Annotated in this window: 5 protein-coding genes; 3 read left to right on the forward strand and 2 right to left on the reverse strand. The window is 75.1% G+C overall.

The window, feature by feature from the left end:
• Positions 1–64: 64 nt before the first annotated feature.
• Both H7827_RS03160 and H7827_RS03165 read right to left on the reverse strand, forming a co-directional pair.
• Positions 65–1309: an MFS transporter gene (locus H7827_RS03160; protein WP_432742487.1), complete on the reverse strand. Its 1245-nt coding sequence runs from the start codon at positions 1307–1309 to the stop codon at positions 65–67.
• 63 nt (positions 1310–1372) lie between these two features.
• Positions 1373–12460 carry an amino acid adenylation domain-containing protein gene (locus tag H7827_RS03165; RefSeq protein ID WP_432742489.1) on the reverse strand — a complete coding sequence of 3696 codons (11088 nt, stop codon included), beginning with the start codon at positions 12458–12460 and terminating at the stop codon, positions 1373–1375.
• Between the two features lie 443 nt (positions 12461–12903).
• Between H7827_RS03165 and H7827_RS03170 the strand changes: the two genes are divergently transcribed.
• The 3 genes from H7827_RS03170 to H7827_RS03180 are packed head-to-tail and all read left to right on the forward strand — an operon-like array spanning position 12904 to position 16840.
• Positions 12904–14064: a hypothetical protein gene (locus tag H7827_RS03170; protein ID WP_432742491.1), complete on the forward strand. Its 1161-nt coding sequence runs from the start codon at positions 12904–12906 to the stop codon at positions 14062–14064.
• Complete coding sequence (locus H7827_RS03175) at positions 14061–15209, forward strand: CbiQ family ECF transporter T component (protein WP_432742493.1); 1149 nt, start codon at positions 14061–14063, stop codon at positions 15207–15209. Before H7827_RS03170 ends, H7827_RS03175 begins: the two co-directional genes overlap by 4 nt.
• A complete protein-coding gene (locus H7827_RS03180) occupies positions 15206–16840 on the forward strand; it encodes an ABC transporter ATP-binding protein (RefSeq protein ID WP_432742495.1) in 1635 nt (544 codons plus the stop codon). Before H7827_RS03175 ends, H7827_RS03180 begins: the two co-directional genes overlap by 4 nt.
• Positions 16841–16865 lie beyond the last annotated feature (25 nt).

Here is a 16865-nt window from a genome sequence, read left to right on the forward strand (position 1 = left end):
GGTCCGCGACCCCGGTGTGCGGGCTCGTTGACGGCGCCGGGGCGGCGGTGAGGGCGCGCGCCGGTCAGCGGCCGGGTTCGGGGTCCGGCTGTGCCGGGGTGGTGGGCGCGGTGAGGGCCCGCTCGGTGGCGGGGCGCTCGGTCAGCGGGGTGGTGCGGGTCAGGGCCAGGACGGCGAGCAGGGCCGCGGCGTACAGACCGGCCAGCAGCTGGAATCCCAGCGTGAAGGACCCCGTGCTGTCCTTGATCGTGCCCAGCGCGGAAATGGCGGCGAAGCCCCCGGCGTTGGCGCAGAAGTTCCCGAACCCGGAGCTGAAGCCCGCGGTACGCTGCCCCAGATAGTGCAGTCCCACACCGAACAGCGGTCCGAAGTACAGCTGGACGAACAGGGCGTTCACCCCGATCACCAGCAGCAGCGGCACCACCCCGTCCACCAGCGGCAGTACGGCCAGCGAGGCGCACAGCGCGGTCAGCGCGATGGTGATGACCAGCAGCGGGCGGCCGAGCCGGTCCGAGAACCAGCCGCCCAGCAGATTGGACGGCGCGGTGATCAGCGCGCTGACGGCCGCGATCGCCCCCGCCCCCGACAGGGACATGTCGTGCTCGGCCACCAGATAGCTCGGCAGCCAGAAGGCCAGTCCCTGCGCGGTGGCCAGGCGGGCGAACTGGATGACGCCGATCAGCCACAGCGCCGGATGCCCGAACAGGCGCCGGATCTCCGTGAGCCGGGGGAAGGACCCGGGTTCGCGGTGCGGATCGGTGCCCACCCGGTGGTAGAGCACCGCCCACAGCACCCCGGTCGCGCCGAAGATCACGAACAGCCAGCGCCAGCCGAGCGGGCCGACCACCAGCGGGCCCAGGGTGTTCAGCAGCACGCTGGAGGCGAAGCCGCCCGCCACGTACAGGCCCATCGCCGTGGCCTTGCGGTCGGCCGGGAACTGCTCCCTGATGAGCATCATGCCCGGGGCGAAGATCAGGGAGCGGAACAGTCCCGACACCGCCTGCACCGCCAGCAGCCAGCCGTAGGGGTGGAGGACCGCGAAGGCCAGCGCCATCGCGTTGGTGCCCACCACCCCCACGCAGAACAGCAGCTTCGGCGAGTAGCGGTCCGTCAGCCAGCCCGCGGGCACCTGCATCAGGGCGTACACGAGCGTCGCGATGGCGGCGAGCTGCCCGGCCTGCGCGAAGGACAGCCCCAGGTCCTCGCGGATGAGCGGCAGGAACAGGGCGATGCCGCCCATGCCGAGCGCCTGGCTGCTCTGCCCGAGCACGATCAGCCAGGTGTCCGCTCTGCCGCTCCCCCGTGCCATGCCGGCCCCTTGTCCGCTCGATCGCCGCCGGCGGCACGGATGCCGTGCCGCCGGCGCCCGACCCTACCGCGCGTCGTCCGCGCCGGTGCCGGGCAGCGGGGCGTGCGGATCGGCCAGCAGCCGCGCCAGCAGGTCGGCGAGATCACCTCCCCACGTCTCGATCGTGGCGGCGTCGAACAGGTCCGTGGAGTACTCCAGGGTCACGGTCAGCCGGTCCGGAAGCGGAGTCAGCACCACGTACAGCTCGGTCCGGGCGGTGCCGGAGACCGGCAGCGACCGTACGGTCGTGCGGACCCCGGGCAGTTCCACGGCGGGCGGTTCGGTGGTCACGACCGTGAACAGCACCGCGGGGAACGGCCCGGCCCCGTACTCCGGTGCCACCAGCCGCACCACCTCCGCCAGCGGCAGCGCCTGATGGTCCATCGCCGTGAACAGCGCGGGGCCCAGCCGTGCCACCAGATGGGCGAACGTGTCCGCCTCGGGGAGCCGGGCGCGCAGCGCCACCGCCTCGCCCAGCATGCCGAACACCTCCTCGTGCTCCCGGCGGGCCACCCGGTTGGCGCTGGACGCCGCCAGCACCACGTCGGACCGTCCGCCGAGCCGGGCCAGCCACACGGCGAACGCCCCGGCCAGCACCGTGTACGGGGTGCCGCCCAGCTCCGTGGCCGTCTCCCGGATCCTGGCCGGCAGCTCGCCGTCCAGGGTGAAGGTGTGCAGCGCGCCCCGTCCCGACAGCACCGGCGGGCGCGGGCGGTCGTAGGGGAGTACGGGCCGCAGCGGCACCCCGTCCAGTTCGGCGCGCCAGAACCGCTCCAGTGCGGCGCGGCGTTCCCCGGCCACCTGCTCGGCCGCCCAGCGGGCGTACTCCGGGAAGTCGGCCGCCGGCCGCGGCAGGGTCCGGCCCGCGTACAGGGCGGACATGTCGCGCCACAGGAGTCCCATGGACCAGCCGTCGCAGACGGCGTGGTGCAGCACCACCACCAGCAACCAGCGGTCCGGGGCGAGGCGGCCGAGCCGGAAGCGGAACAGCGGGGCCCGCTCCAGGTCGAAGGGCTGCCCTGCGGCCTCCTGGCAAAAGGCGTCGGCCTCCGCCCCGGTCAGGTCCACCACGGGGACGTCGAAGGGAACGTCCGCCGGGAACTCGGCCCGCTCGCCGTTCAGCCGCAGCCGCAGCGCGGCGTGCCGCGCCACCAGGGCGCGCAGCGCGCCGGTCAGGGCGGCCGGGTCGAGATCCCCGGTCAGCTCCAGGCGGTGGGCGACGTTGTAGACGGCCGGGTTGGGGTTCGCCCGGTGCCGCTGTGCCAGCCGCCGCAGCAGGGACGTCGCGGGCACCGTCTCCACCCCGCGCTCCCCTTCTTGCCCGGTCGCGGCGCCGGAGCGCGGACCGGAGTCCGTCGCGATCCCGCTTTCGTCCCCGGCACCAGCCCCGGTCTCGAAGTGCGCGGCGGCGGCCCGGACCGTGGGGGCCCCGAAGAAACCGGCCATCGTGAGTGTCCGGCCGGTACGGCCGTGCTCCTCGTTCATCCGGTGCACCAGCCGGATGGCGCTCAGCGAGTGGCCGCCGAGCTGGAAGAAGGACCGGGTGACACAGATCCCGCCCGGCAGGTCCAGCTCGTCGCACCACAGGTCGTGCAGCGACTTCTCCAGCGGAGTGCCGGGCTCCTCGACCGGCTCACCGGGGTCCTCGCCCGTGCCGGTCGCGGGGGCCGGGTCGGGAAGCCGGTCCCGGTCCAGCTTGCCCGAGGCGTTGACCGGCAGCCGCTCCAGCGGCACCCAGTGCCGGGGCACCAGATGCCCCGGCAGGACGTCGCGGAGCGCGGCCCGCAGTGTGCCGGTGTCCGTCCCCGGCTCCGTCACCACGTACGCGACCAGTTCGGCCTCACCGCGCCGGTCGCGGCGGGCGAGCACCGCCGCCTCCCGGACTCCGGGCAGCCGGGTCAGCGCCGCCCGCGCCTCGGCCGGTTCCACCCGGAACCCGCGGATCTTCACCTGGTCATCGGTGCGCCCCAGGAAGGCGAGGGTGCCGTCCGCCTGCCAGCGGCCGAGATCCCCCGTGCGGTAGGTCCGCACGCCGTCCGGGCCGGTGGAGAAGACGGCGGCGCTCTCGTCGGGCCTGCGGTGGTAGCCGTGCGCCACCGCAGGGCCGCCGATCTCGATCTCGCCGACCGCGCCCACCGGGACCTCGGCCCCGGCGGCGTCCAGCAGCCGGATCCGTACCCCGGGGAGCGGGCGGCCGATCGGCGGCCGGTCCTCGCTCACCCGGTGCGAGGTGACGACGATCGACCCCTCGGTGGGCCCGTACTGGTTGAACAGCTCGCACCGCGGATGCGCGGCGCGGAAGCGCCGGAAGGCGGGGGTGAGTTCCAGGGGTTCCCCGGCCGAGAACAGCTCGCGCAGGGACGGCAGGCGGGGTTCCGTCTCCATCAGATAGCGCAGCGGGGTGCAGGGCATGAACATCCGCTCGATCGCGTGCTCGCGCACCGCCGCCGCGACGGCGGCCGGGTCGTGCCGTACCGCCTCGTCGATCAGGACGAGTTCGGCGCCGGCCGCCAGGGTGGTGAAGATCTCCTGCACGCTGACGTCGAAGGCGGGCGAGGTCCACTGGAGGGTGCGCAGCGCGGGGTGCGCTGCGAGATGGCCGCGTACCAGCATGGCCGGGCCGCGGTGCGGCACGATCACGCCCTTGGGGCGGCCGGTGGAGCCGGAGGTGTAGAGGCAGTACGCCGGGTCGTCGGGGCCGGCGGGATCTGCCGGCGGCCCCGTCTGGGCGCCGGCCGGGTCCAGGGTCCGCGGCATGAGCAGCACGGGCACGCCGGTCTCCGCGGCGAGGGCACCGTACTGCTCGGTGGGCAGCCCCGCGCCGCTGAGCAGCAGCGTGGGCCCGCCGTCCCGCGCGAGCTCCGCCAGGCGGGCCGCCGGCAGCGCGGGGTCGAGCGGCAGATAGGCGGCGCCGCTGCCCAGGACCGCCAGCAGCGCGGTGATCAGTTCGGGGCCGCGCGGCAGCAGCACGGCGACCCGCTCGCCGCGCCGTGCGCCCTGGGCGCGCAGCAGATGGGCGAGGGCGTGGGCACGCTCGCGCAGTTCGCCGTACGTGACGGTGGTGCCGTCGGCCGCCGTGCGCAGGGCGGGGGCGTCCGGGGTCCGCTCCGCCTGCCGCTCGAACAGCGCGTGCAGGGTGTCGTCCGCGCCGGGGTGGGCGGGCGGTTCCGGGGTGTGGTGGGCGAGCAGTTCGGCCCGGTCGGCGTCGGTCGGCGCGGTCAGTTCGGACAGCGGGGCGTCCGGGGTCCGCAGGACGTGCCGCAGCGTCTGCTCGACGGAGCCGATCAGCCGGCGCACGGTGCGTTCGGTGAAGAGCGCGGTGTCGTACTCGGCCATGAACCGCAACCCGTCACCGTGGTGGGTGAGGTAGAAGCTGAGGTCGAACGGCGCGCGGTCGCTGGGTACGTCGAGCAGGTCGGACGCGGTCTGCCGTTCGTACTCCACCATCACCTGGAACAGCGGGTTGCGGCCCGGGTCGCGGCGCGGGTTCAGGGCGCGCACCAGGTCGTCGAAGGGCACCTCGCGGTGTTCGTAGGCGGCCGTGCTGCGGTCCCGCACCCGGTGCAGCACCGTCCCGAAGTCGGGGTCGCCGCTGAGGTCGACGCGCAGCGCGACGGTGTCGAGGAAGAGTCCGACCTCGTGCGCGGCGTCCGGGGGCCGGGCGTCGACCGCCGTCCCGAGGACGAGGTCGGTGGTGCCGCTGAAGCGGCCGAGCACCGCACCGATGGCGGCGGTCATGGCCATGAAGACGGTGGCGCGCCGCTCGGCGCAGTACCGGCCCAGGTCCGCCATCAGCGCGCCGTCCAGCTCGTGGCTGAGGGCGGCCCCGGCGCCGGTGCGCACCGCCGGGCGCGGGTGGTCGGTGGGCAGCGTCAGGTCGGGCACACCGGCGAGTTCACCGCGCCAGAACTCCAGGTCGGCGGCGATCCGTTCGGGCCCCGGTGGCGGCGGGACGGCGGACGGGGCGAGCGGTGGCAGGCCGGCGGGCAGCGGCCAGGACCGCAGCTCAGCGGTGAGGTCGCGGGCGAGGACGGCCGTGGAGGCGGAGTCCACGACCAGGTGGTGGACGACGAGGAACAGCAGGTGCCGCTCCGGTGCCAGGCGCAGCAGCCGGGCGGCCAGCAACGGGCCCCGGGCGAGGTCGAGGACCTCGCCCGCGGTGCGGTCGAGCACCGCGCGCAAAGCTTCTTCCTCGGTGGCGCCGCTGTGGTCGTCCACCGGCAGCTCGACCGTGACGTGCTCGCGCACCTCCCGGTGGGGGACGCCGTCGGACTGGGGGAAGACCGTACGCAGCGCCGGCTGGCGGGCGATGACCCGCTCCAGGGCGCCCCGTACGGCGGCCGGGTCCAGGGGGCCGTCCAGGCGGATGGCCTTGGGCTCGTGGTACATGCGGGTGCCGGGCTGGAGTTGTTCCTGCACCCAGATCCGCCGCTGGGCCGGGGTCAACGCCTGGCGTCCGGTGGGGAAGGAGGTGCGCAGCCGGTCGAGCAGCGGCAGTGCGTCGAGCACCCGCCGGGGGGCCACGCCGAAGTCGACGAAGCAGGCGATCTCGTCGGCACCGGCGTCGGTCAGGGAGCGGACGGTCGCGGCGGCGTCCTTCTCGTCGCCGATCAGGGCGCGGTCGGCGCAGTACCGCTCGTAGGCGCGGCCCAGCAGGAAGTCGACGTCCTCGGGGTCGGTGTTCTCCAGGTCGACCTCGACGCCGAGGCTGTTGGTGACCTGGTTGAACAGGGCGAGCGAGGAGCGCAGATAGGAGAGGAAGGGCTGGTACGCCTCGGCCCTGGCCGCCGCGGCGTCCTCGCCGAGGAAGGTGTGTACGAGCACCACGACGCGTCCGGCCGCCGGGTCCAGGCCGTGTTCGGCGCGGGTGCGCCGGTAGAGGGCGATGTTCTCGGCGAGTTGCTCGACGGTCTGCGCCATCAGGTTGGTGACGATGCCGAGGTCCTCGCGGGCGGCCCGGCGGTAGCTGTCCGGGTTGCCGACGACGGCCACGTACAGCGGCGGTTGTTCCTGGAGGGGGCGCGGGTGCAGCCGTATCTCGGTGGCCGTGCCGTCTCCGGCGGTGACCTCCACGGGGTCGCCGGACCACAGCTGCCGCACGGTCTCCAGCTGTTCGTACATCAGCTCGCGGTGCCGGCCGTAGTTCTGGGGTGCGAGCGAGAAGTCCCGCGCGTGCCAGCCGCTGGCGACGCAGATGCCGGCCCGGCCGCCGGAGATGTTGTCCACGACGGACCACTCCTCGGCGACCCGGGCCGGGTGGTGCAGCGGCAGCACGACGGAGCCGGCGTGCAGCCGTACCCGCCGGGTCCTGGCCGCGAGTGCGGCGGCGAGCACGGAGGGGTTGGGGAACAGCGCGCCGAAGGAGTCGAAGTGCCGTTCGGGGAACCACAGGGCGTGGAAGCCGTGCTGGTCGGCGAACTCACCGGCCGCCATGATGAGTTCGTACTTGTCGCGCTGCTGCTCCTCGGGATAGTCGCCGAAGAAGTACAGACTGAAATCGGGCGCACCGGCGGGCGCGGCGGTGGGTGTGGGGGCCGGGGCCCGGGTGGTCACGGGTGCGGGGCGGGGTGCCGGTACCGAGGAGGCCGGGGCGGTGGGTGGCGCCACGGGCTCGGGTGCGGCGGCCGGCACGGGCGGGAGCGCGGCAACCGGATCCCGGTCGCGGGCCGCCGAGGGGGCCGGTGCGGCAGCCGGCTCGCCCGGCGTGCTGCCGGCGGAGAGCAGGTCGAGCTGGCGGGACATCAGCCCGGTCACCTGGTCCACGAGGTAACGGGTGGTGCGCAGTTGCTCGACGACCACCTCGGTGGCCGCCGTCGCGCCGGTCACCTGCGGTGCCGGGGCCGCCGGCGCCTCACCGCCGGGAGCGGCGGCCGGCAGGAGGGGTTCTCCGCCCGGCCGGTCCGGTGCGCCGGCCCCGTCGGCGGATATCGCCGCGGACGGCGTCTCCACCGCGGGTGCGGCGTCCGTGCCACCCGAAGGCGCGGACGGCGCGGGGGCCGTGGGCCGTGGTGCGGTGCCGCCCCGGGCCGTGATCAGGGCGGCGAGGCGCTGCGGGGTGTCCGCGTCGGAGAACAGGTCGCGTACGGGGACGCGTACGCCGTACCGCTGCGACAGTTCGGCCGTCATTCCCATGAGCGCGAGCGAGTCGGCGCCCAGGGCGAAGAAAGAGGAGTCCGCGCGGACCTCCGCGGCTTCCACGCCGAGTTTGCGCGCCGTCAGCTCGGCGACCACCGCCAGCACATCGGCCTCGGCGGACGGTTCGGCCCCGGGTGAGGGGGCCGGTGGGGGTGTGGGCGCGGGCGCCTGCGCTCCGTGCGGGGTCGGCCCGGCCCCTCCGGGCGCGACGGCGCCGTCCGCCCGGGCGGAGTCGGTCCGCGCCGCCCCCGCCGGTCCGGGCGATCCCGGACCATCGACCGACACCTCGGGCACCGGTGCACGCTCCTCACTCAGGTTGTCCGATGACGGTGCCCGCCCGGCCTCCGCGCGGCAGGCGGCAGCGCCGGACGCCGGGGCCGAGGATGCCGGGCCACCATGGGCCGTGGCCGCGTCGGCCGGTGCCGGGGTCCGCACCGGCGGGGTGTCGCCCGGTCCTTCGGCCCGCCACGCCGGGAAGGTCCGGGGGCGGCGCGGGGGTCCGGGGAGGGGGACGCGGGCGCCTTCGGCGTTCAGGGCCCGCCAGTTCAGGGGGTGGCCCCTGCGGTACAGCTCGGCCAGCGCGGGCAGCAGTCCGGACAGCCAGCGGCTGTCCGGGACGCAGTGGCGTCCCAGGCCCGCCAGGGTGGCTCCGGGGCCGATCTCCAGGAAGTCCTGGTACCCCTCGCGGGCTGCCGTGGCCATGGCCAGGTCGAAGCGGACCGGGCGGCGGGCGTGCCGGATGAGGTGGTCCGCGTCGGGCACCCAGCCCACCGGCCTGATCTCGCCGTCCAGGCCGCTGATCAGCGGTACCCGCAGCGGCGTGAACGTGATCGTCTCGGCCCGCTCGCGGAACGCGTCCAGTGCCGCGTCCAGCGTCGCCGAGTGGAACGCCCGGTCCACCGGGAGTGCTTGCCAGCGGATCCCCTCGGCGTCCAGCAGTTCCCGCGTCCTCGCGATCGCCGGCTCCGCCCCGGAGAGCACGAGGGAGCGCGGGCCGTTGACGGCCGCCACCTCCACGCCGCCCGCTCGGGCGATCCGTTCGGCGGTGGCCAGGTCGGCGCGCAGTGCCACCGCCCCTCCGGGCGGGGCCAGCCGGCGCATCAGGCTGCCGCGTTCCGTCGTCAGGTACAGCGCGTCGGCCGCGCTCAGCCCGCCGGCCGCGCACAGGGCCGCGTACTCGCCGAGGCTGTGGGCGAGCACCACGTCCGGTCGCACGCCGAGCGACGCCCACCGTTCCACCAGGGCCGTCTGCGCGGCGAACAGGAGGGGTTGCGGTGCGTCCTGGGTCACGGCCAGGTCGGCCGCCAGGGCCTCCAGGGTGCCCGCCGGTGCGCCCTGGCCGGAGAAGGCGAAGGCCAGCCGGCCGGGCGCGGGAGCGGGCGAGTGGCCCGGCTCCAGGCTCTCCAGGGCGGCGATGAGTTCCCCGGCGCTCTCGCCGATGACGGCCGCGCGGGCGCCGGTGTGGTGCGTCCGGCCCAGGGTCAGGGTCGTGGCCACGTCCGCCGGGTCGAGACCGGGGTGCTGCCGCAGGTGGGCGGCGAGTTCCGTGGCGAGTTCGGACAGGGCGGCGGTGTCCCGCGCCGACAGGGGCAGCAGAACGGGGCGTGCCGCCGCCTCCTCGCGCGCAGGCACCGGCGGTGCCTCCTCCAGGATCACGTGGGCGTTGGTGCCGCCCACGCCCAGCGCGCTCACGCCGGCCCGGCGCGGGATGCCGGGCCGGGGCTGCCAGGCCCCGCGTGCGGTGGCCAGGGTGAGCGGGCCGTCCGTCAGCGGCAGCGCGGGGTGCGGGGTGCGCAGGTGCAGCGTCGGCAGCAGGGTGCGGTGACGCAGCATCAGGACGGTCTTGATCAGCCCCGCCATGCCGGCGCAGGTGTCGAGATGGCCGATGCTCGACTTCACCGAGCCGACGGCGCAGAAGCCGGTGCGGTCCGTCCCCTCGCCCAGGGCGCGGGAGAGTGCCTCGAACTCCACCGGGTCGCCCAGCGCCGTACCGGTGCCGTGGGCCTCGACGTAGGAGACGGTGTCGCCGGTGATGCCGGCCGCCCGCAAGGCGTCGCGGACCACCGCCACCTGGCCCGCCACTCCGGGGGCACTGAATCCGACCTTGCCCGAGCCGTCGTTGTTGACGGCCGAGCCGAGGATCACGGCGTGCACGGTGTCGCCGTCGGCCAGCGCCCGGTCGAGGCGCTTGAGCACCACGGCGGCGACGCCGTTGCCGCCCACCGTGCCGTCCGCCGCTGCGTCGAAGGGGCGGCAGCGGCCACTGGGCGACAGGATCGATCCGGGGTGCGAGCGGTAGCCGGTGTCCTGCGCGGGGTGGACGGCGGCGGCTCCCGCCAGTGCCATGTCGGCGTCGCCGCTGAGCAGTGACTGCGCTGCGAGGTGCACGGCGACCAGGGAGGAGGAGCAGGCGGTCTGGACGCCGATGGCCGGTCCGGTGAGCCCGAGCCGGTAGGCGACGCGGGTGGCGAGGAAGTCGGGCTGGGTGCCCATCGCCCACTGCATGGCCTCCACCGGGTCGCCGGCGGCGGCGCCGCTCCCGGGGCCGCCCTCCTGGTGGCCGTACAGCTGCATCCCGCTGCCGGCGAACACCCCGATCCGCTGGTCGCCCTCGTCCCCGGCGTGGCCGCTGTGTTCCAGCGCCCGGCGGCAGATCTCCAGGAACAGCCGGTGGGCGGGGTGGGTGGCGCCGGCCTCGCGCGGGGCGATGCCGAAGGATTCGGCGTCGAAGTCGTCGATGCCGTCGAGCGCGCCGATGACCTTGATCCGGTCACCGTCCCGCCCGGCGAAGGTGTGGACGCTGTCGACACCCTCGTACAGGTTGCGCCAGTAGGCGTCGGTGTCGGCGGCGCCGGGGAAGCGGGCGGCCATGCCGATGACGGCGATCCGCCGGTCGGGGGCCTCGGTGCGCGCCGCTTCGGGGGCGCTCGGGGCCGGCACCGGGCCGGAGTCCTCGGCCAGCCGGGCGCCCAGCGCCGTCACCGTGGGGTGTTCGAACAGGGCGGTCTGCGGCACGGGCCGTCCCAGGACCTCCTCCAGCCGGGCGCGCAGGCGCACCATGCGGATGGAGTCCAGGCCGAGTTCGTAGAACGGGGTGTCCTGCGCGCCCGTGACCGGCCGCCCCAGGACGGCCGCGACCTCGTCGGCGACCACGGTGCGCACGTCGGGGACCTGGTGGGCGGGGCGGGCGGATGTCGTGGGGCCGCCGTCGGGGGCCCCGGTGGGTATCTCCGGGCCGTCGAAGGCCCCGGCCAGCAGGCGTTCCAGCAGTTCCGCCCGCCGGATCTTGCCGGCCGGGGTGCGCGGGAAGTCGGCGGCCGGCACCGGGATCACCCGGTCCGCCGTGAGCCGCAGTCGCCCGAACAGGGCGGCCCTGATCTTCTGGGCGGTCGTAGCGTCCGCGGCCGGGCCGGCGCCGCCGACGAAGAACACCGCCAGGCTCTCCCCCTGGTCGCCCTCCCCCGGCACTCCGCAGGCGGCGACATCGCCGGTGCGTACCCCGTCGGCGGAGGCGGCGGCCTCCTCGACCTCCTGGGAGAGCACGTTCAGCCCGTTGAGGATGATCACGTCCTTGCGGCGGCCGGTCATCACCAGCTGTCCGTCCGCCAGATAGGCCAGGTCGCCGGTCTCCAGCCAGCGCGAGCCGTCCGGGAAGGCGATGGCGTCCGCCTCCGGGGCGTTGGCGTAGCCGGGGATGACCCGTGGCGAGGAGACCTGGAGCCGGCCGATCCACCGCTCCGGCAGGACCCGGCCCGCGTCGTCCACCACCCGGATCTCCGACCTGTGCGCCGGGGCGCCGCAGGCCACGAAGGTCAGGACCTCGCTCTCGGGGGCGTCCTGCGGCGCGGGGGTGACCTCGCCCGTCAGGCTGCCGCGCAGGACGCGCTGCACGGTGCCGGGCCGGTCCAGCCGCCCGAAGGTGATGGCGGTGGTCGTCTCGGCCATGCCCCAGGCGGCCGTGATGTGTTCGGCGCGCAGCCCGAAGGGGCCGGTCGCGGTGAGAAAGCGGCGCATGACGGGTTCGGCGATGCGTTCGCCGCCGCTGAGCAGGGACCGCACCCGGCTCAGGTCCCGCGCGCGTGCCCCGCCGGGCGCCGCCAGCGCCTCGGTGACCAGGGAGAAGCCGAAGGCGGGGGCCCAACTGTGGGTGGCCCGGTGGGTTTCGAGGAGGTCGAGCCAGCGCAGCGGATCTGCCAGCACCAGATCCGTTGGCGCGTGCACGTTGGTCGTCCCGGTGAAGACGGCGAGCACGTGGTAGAGGAGGAAGGCGCCACTGTGGTCCACGGGCAGCCAGTTGACGGTGGTGTCCTCCGGGCCGAGGTCCAGGATCCGGCGGCTGCTCGCGGCGAACAGGGCGAGGCCGTGGTGGGTGAGCTGTGCCGCCTTGGGGGCTCCGGTGCTGCCCGAGGAGAGCATCAGCACGGCGATGTCCGCGCCGTCCGGCACGACGATGCCGGCGTCGGCATCGGCATCGAGGTCGGGGGCTTCGGGTCCCGTGGCGCAGTCCTCGGCGGCCACGGCCCGCAGGGAGGGGTCCGTACGGCTCAGACCGGCCGCTCCGCTCCGGTCGGTGAGCACCAGCGGAGCGTCCAGCAGGTCACAGACCTGGCGCAGCCGGTTCAGGGCCGGGGCGCCGGCCTCGGCGCGGTCGGCGATCGCCACCGGCCGGGCACCGCCGAGCACACAGGCCCAGAACGCCGGGAAGAACGCGTCGAGCGGCAGTCCGCACAGCACGACCGGGTCGCCGGGGCGCACGCCGTGCTCGCGCAGTCCGCTCAGCAGTCGCCGGGCTCGCAGTAACAATTCGGAATAGGTCTGGAAGGTGCTGCTCGTCCCGTCCGGGGTCACGGTGATGACACCGGCGTCGGGGGCTCGCCGGGCCGCGCGCTGTAGCGCCCGCACCAGGTCCGGTGCGTCGTCCTCGGTGAACTCCAGTTCGGGACCCAGGTATTGGGCGTCCCGTCGTGCGACGTTCATGTGCGTCCTTACGTTCCTGGATCACCACACACCCCGGCCGCGTCGGCCGCTCCGTGATCGGCGCATGGTTGTTCCTGCATGATCCAGCACATCGGAGCGCAGATAAAGGTCTGGTCAAATCCGTGGTGGGCGGCCTATTCTGGCGGAGATTCCGTCTTTCGGGGGATCCATAACTTCATGCGTTGACGACCGAGGGAAGCCGGTGCGAATCCGGCGCTGACCTGCAACCGTGTGCGACGTTCCGCGTCGTGAGTCGGATCACTCGGCTCGCCGGCGTGAACACCCGCTTCTCACTGTCACGGTCCGCAGCGTGGAGCCCTCAGCCCGTCCCGGCTGGTAGGCCCCTGCCGCTTTCGTCACCGAAATGCGCGCCAGGGGTCTTCTCGTGCGGGCGGATGCCGGGCCCCGCCACGCACCGCGCCGGTCCGATGGAAAGGCATCCGATGCCCGTCGCCCGCGTCCGGGGCCACGCCCGCGCCCGAGCACGTGTCATGGCCGCCTGCCTGCTGCTCGGCCTGCTGGCCGCGCTGGGCGGGCCGGCCGGTACGGCGGCGGCAGCGGCCCCGTCCGGCCGGGTCGCGCTCGCCGGCACCCCCGGGTTCTGCCCGGACAGCAGCGGCGTCACCGTGGTGGTCGACTTCCAGCGGCTGGGCGGCGGCCGGATCGTGCGCTGTGCCCCCGGGCCCCAGGCGGACGGTCTCGCGGCGCTGCGCAACGCCGGCTTCGAGGTCGGCGGCACCACCCGCTGGGGCGACGCGTTCATCTGCCGTATCAACGGCCGGCCGGGCGCCGACAGCGAGAGCTGCGTGGACACCCCGCCCGCCACCGCGTACTGGTCGTACTGGCACGCCCCCAACGGCGGCGCGTGGACGTACAGCCAGCGCGGCGCCACCTACCGCACGCCGCCCGAGGGCAGCATCGAGGGCTGGTCGTTCGCGCTGACCGATGACGAGGACGAGATGGCGTCGCCGCCCGGCGTCGCCCCGCAGCGCCCGGCCGACAACGGCGGCGGTGACGGCGGCGGCAGTGGTTCCCCCGGCGGGGGCACCGGCGGCGGAGGCGCCGCCTCGGGCGGCAGCCCGTCCGGCGGCGGCTCCGGGACGCCCGGCGGCTCGGGCGGCTCCGGGGGCTCGAACGGCGGCGGGTCCGGGGGCGACGCCGCCTCCGGCGGCTCGGCCACCGGCGGCCAGGACGGCACCGCCGCGGGCGCCCCCGGCGGTGATCCCCCGCAGGACGCTCCCGATGGCGACGCGCCGGATGCCGAGGACCCCGACGCCCCGGACGGGGCCGAGCGGGAGGACGAGGACACGGACGCGGACCGGGACGGGGACGAGACGGCCGCGGAAGACCCCGCCGCCGAGGAGACCGCCCCCGCTCCCGCCCCCACCGAGGCGGCCGAGTGGAGCGGCCAGGACGACGCCCACGACCCCTCCGCCACCGCCGGCTCCGGCGGCCCGTCCACCGGCACCCTCGCCGCCATCGGCCTGGCCACCGCCCTGGCCGCCGGCGCGGGACTCACCGCCTGGCGCCGCCGCCCGGCCGCGAACGCCCCCACCGGCTCCACCACCCCCACCAGCACCACGGATACGGCCACCGACCAGTGATCACCCCTCTCCCCCGCGCCCTGCACCCCGGCGCCTGGTGGCTGTGGGCGCTCGGCCTCGCCGTCGCCGCCAGCCGCACCACCAACCCGGTGCTGCTCCTGCTGGTCATCGCCGTCGCCGGCTACGTCGTCGTCAGCCGCCGCACCGACGCGCCCTGGGCGCTGTCCTTCCGGATGTACCTGCTGTTCGGCGCCTTCATCGTCGTGATGCGGGTGCTGTTCCGCATCGTCTTCGGCGGCGGCCAGGGCTCCACCATCCTGTTCACGCTCCCCGAGATCCCGCTCCCCGAGGCCGCGGCCGGCATCAGGCTGCTGGGGCCGGTCGCCGCCGAACAACTCCTGGGCGGGGTGTACGACGGCCTCCAGCTCGCCGCCATGGTGATCTGCGTCGGCGCCGCCAACGCCCTCGCCAACCCCAAACGGCTGCTCAAGTCCCTGCCCGGCGCGCTGTACGAGATCGGCACCTCCGTCGTGGTCGCCCTCACCGTCGCCCCGCAGCTGATCGAGAGCGTGCAGCGGGTGCGCCGCGCCCGCCGGCTGCGCGGCGCCTCCGGCAAGGGGCGCGGTGCCCTGCGCGGCATCCTCATCCCCGTTCTCGAAGACGCGCTGAGCCGCTCCCTCGCCCTCGCCGCCGCCATGGCTTCCCGGGGCTACGGGCGGCTGGGCGCCACCGCGCCCCGGGCCAGGCTGCTCACCGGACTGCTGGTCATCGGCGGTCTGCTGGGCGTGTGCGCCGGCCTGTACGGGACGCTCGACCCCTCCGCCTCCCGGCTGCTGGGGCTGCCACTGCTGCTGGGCGGCCTCGCGCTCGCCGTGACCGGTTTCCTCCTCGGCGGACGCCGGGTGCGGCGCAGCAGCTACCGGCCCGACCGGTGGCGCACCGGCGAACTCCTGGCCGCCGGCTCCGGACTCACCGCCGGCGCGCTCATGTACGTGAGCACCCGGGTGGACCCGGCCAATCTCTATCCCTCGCTCTCCCCGCTGAGCTGGCCCGAGGTGGCCGCGCTGCCGGCCGTCGCCGTCCTGGTGGGGCTGCTGCCCGCCTTCCTCACGCCACCGCCCCCGTCCCCGACTCCGTCCACACCCCCGCAGCAGGCCGCCGCACCGCAGGACGCGGCGGCCCGTGAGGAGAAGACCCGCGCATGATCACGTTCGACTCGGTGAGTTTCCGCTACGACGGCGCCGCCCGTCCCACCCTGGCCGGGGTCGATCTGCGCGTCGAGGAGGGCGAGCTGTGCCTGATCGCCGGGCGTACCGGCTCGGGGAAGTCCACCCTGCTGGGGGCCGTCAACGGCCTGGTCCCCCGGTTCACCGGCGGTGAACTGCGCGGCCGGGTGACGGTCGCCGGGCAGAGCACACAGTCCCGGCCGCCGCAGGAGTTCGCGCATCTGGTGGGCGTGGTGGGCCAGGACCCGCTGGCCGGGTTCGTCACCGACACCGTCGAGGAGGAACTCGCCTACGGCATGGAGCAGCTGGCGATCGGCCAGGACACGATGCGCAAGCGGGTCGAGGAGACCCTGGACCTGCTGGGCATCGCGGAGCTGCGGCACCGCCCGCTGCGTACCCTCTCCGGCGGCCAGCAGCAGCGGGTGGCGATCGGCGCGGTACTCACCGCGCACCCCTCCGTCCTGGTGCTGGACGAACCGACCTCCGCCCTGGACCCGACGGCGGCCGAGGACGTGCTGTCGGCGATCCTGCGGCTGGTGCACGATCTGGGCACCACGGTGGTGATCGCCGAGCACCGCATGGAGCGCGTGCTCCAGTACGCGGACCGGCTGCTGTACCTGCCGGGGGACGGCAGCGTACGGTCCGGGACGCCCGCCGAGCTGATCGCGGAGTCCGACATCGCCCCGCCGATCGTTCATCTGGGACGGATCGCCGGCTGGGACCCACTGCCGCTGTCGGTGCGCGACGCCCGCCGGCACGCCGCCGGGCTGCGCGAGCGCCTCGCGGGGCTGCGGCCTCCGCAGCCGCGCGCGGTGGGCGGCGGCGCGGTCGCGCTGACGGCACGGAAGGTCACCGTGACCTACGGGGAGCACATCGCGGTGCGCGAGGTGGATCTGGAGGCACGGGGCGGGGAGGTCATCGCGCTGATGGGCCGCAACGGCTCCGGCAAGTCCTCGCTGCTGTGGGCGTTGCAAGGTTCGGGCCCGCGCCGTTCCGGCGAGGTCGCGGTGGCGGCCAAGGGCACGGACCCGGGTGAGGTCTCGGCGCGGGAGGCACGGGCGCTGGTGGGCCTGGTGCCGCAGACAGCGGCCGATCTGCTGTACCTGCAGACGGTGGACGCCGAGTGCGCGCAGGCCGACGCCGAGTCGGAGGCGTCGCCGGGCACCTGCCGCGCGCTGCTCGACCTGCTGACTCCCGGCATCCCCGGGGAGCGGCATCCACGGGACCTGTCCGAGGGGCAGCGGCTCGCGCTGGTGCTGGCGGTGCAGTTGACGGCGGCGCCGGACGTGGTGCTGCTGGACGAGCCGACCCGGGGCCTGGACTACCACGCCAAGCGGCACTTCGGGCAGGTGGTGCGGGAGCTGGCCGCGGAGGGCCGGGCGGTGATGATCGCCACCCATGACGTGGAGTTCGTGGCCGCCACGGCGGACCGGGTGACCGTGATGGCGGAGGGCGAGATCGTCGCGGACGGCCCGACGGCCGACGTGATCTGTTCCTCCCCGTCGTTCGCGCCCCAGGTGGCGAAGATCCTCAAGCCGCAGCCGTGGCTGACGCCCGACCAGGTGGCGCTTGCGCTCGCGCCGATCACGAGCGGGGAGGCCACCCGATGAGCGGGGCACGGCCGGACCCGGTGCG

The sequence above is a fragment of the Streptomyces sp. JH002 genome (assembly GCF_050916115.1).
Classification (GTDB): Bacteria; Actinomycetota; Actinomycetes; order Streptomycetales; family Streptomycetaceae; genus Streptomyces; species Streptomyces xiamenensis.

Excerpts from the sequence above, each read along its gene's own strand:
- H7827_RS03160 (WP_432742487.1), bottom strand. The coding sequence starts at position 1,309 with ATGGCACGGGGGAGCGGCAGAGCGGACACCTGGCTGATCGTGCTCGGG.
- H7827_RS03165 (WP_432742489.1), bottom strand. The coding sequence starts at position 12,460 with ATGAACGTCGCACGACGGGACGCCCAATACCTGGGTCCCGAACTGGAG.
- H7827_RS03170 (WP_432742491.1), top strand. The coding sequence starts at position 12,904 with ATGCCCGTCGCCCGCGTCCGGGGCCACGCCCGCGCCCGAGCACGTGTC.
- H7827_RS03180 (WP_432742495.1), top strand. The coding sequence starts at position 15,206 with ATGATCACGTTCGACTCGGTGAGTTTCCGCTACGACGGCGCCGCCCGT.